The sequence below is a fragment of the Gilliamella sp. B3023 genome (genome assembly GCF_026536845.1).
GTDB lineage: Bacteria > Pseudomonadota > Gammaproteobacteria > Enterobacterales > Orbaceae > Gilliamella > Gilliamella apicola_E.
The window spans coordinates 1-1330 of sequence record NZ_JAFNNH010000050.1 but is presented as its reverse complement, the minus strand read 5'-3'; the positions used below and the strand labels follow the sequence as shown (position 1 = coordinate 1330).

General features: G+C 38.9%; 1 pseudogene. It reads right to left on the bottom strand.

Annotation, left to right across the window (positions count from 1 at the left end):
• Nucleotides 1–464: 464 nt before the first annotated feature.
• A pseudogene (locus J3U16_RS11885) lies at nt 465–1330 on the bottom strand (hypothetical protein); the annotation flags it as partial.

Sequence of the window (1330 nt, the reverse complement as noted above, 5' to 3'; positions counted from 1 at the left end):
ATCCTCAAAAATTTTATTTTAGGGCTTTGAATTAGAAATTTAGTAAGTTTGATCATTTAAAACTTTTTAAGTGAAATTTAAAACCCCAAAAAACCCCGCTCCTCAACTTTTTTTGATGTAAAAACGGCTACTAAAAAACGACACAGTTTAAGGGGTAATTATTTATTTAAGATAATAATTCAAAGCGAAATTTAAACCCCCAAAAACCCCGCTCCTCAACTTTTTTTGATGCAAAAAACAGCTACTAAAAAGCACCACAGTTAGAGCGGAATTATTTATTTAAGACAATATTTCAAAACAGAATTTAAACCCCCAAAAACCCCACTCCTCAACTTTTTTTGCAATAAAAAACCTCAAAAATAAACCCGCCGAGGCGGGTGCTTATGTATCGTGAAGCCATAAAATCGTTTCCGTTCCTAATCCCTCCCTAAACCTTAATGTAATTAAGAACGAAAAAATAAGCGTTAAGGATAAGTGCAAAGTCCTACCGATTCATCATACGAGGGTTCAGCCCAATGCACATGACCATCTTTAGGAAAAACGACGAACCGGCTCAAACCTTTTGCATCACTGGTCCAGTACCATTGGACGGAGTCAAAGTTGGTTCGATCATATTTGCCTATATTACCCCACTCCGCAAGCAAGCCTGCACCAGTTGTACGCATATAATAATCACCTGATGATGAAGGTGTACCTCCAGTAATTTCATAACGTTTTGCATTAGTTAAATCCTTAACTTTAGGCAGGCGATAACCAATACTGTTACACCAGGATTCCATGCTAGGATAGCTGTAATAAGTTTTACCTCGATTGACAAACCATTGTTTTAACGTAAATCCATATTTAACGATAGCGTTACCACTACTATCTCGACCAACTAACTCGAAGGTCTGGGGCAAAGTAGGCATAGTAATAGGATCAGGATTGCTGGAATTCCATTGAGATTCGGTTGCAACAGGGCCAGTTAAGGTAACCCGTACGCCTGTCGCTGTAGAATTGGTCATAGTCGCCGTGATACCACCACGCGAGACCGGAGACCAAGACAATGCTTGTTTATTACCTGCAATGCTTAAATCAAAGTACATGTTGTTAGCAGCTGTAGTCGGAAAGTTCTTATCATATGAGTCAGTTGACTGAGGCAAAAAACCAAAAGATGGATCAAAAATTTCAGGTGGACCCGCTTTTACACCTCCATTGCCTTCGAAAGATAGACTTGGAATGGCAAAACAAATTTCCTGCCCCTTAGGTTTGACAAAATAAGTGACCCGACTAGGATTGAAATCACTACTATTTGGAATACCATAACGCGTTGTTAATGTACCATTGGTAC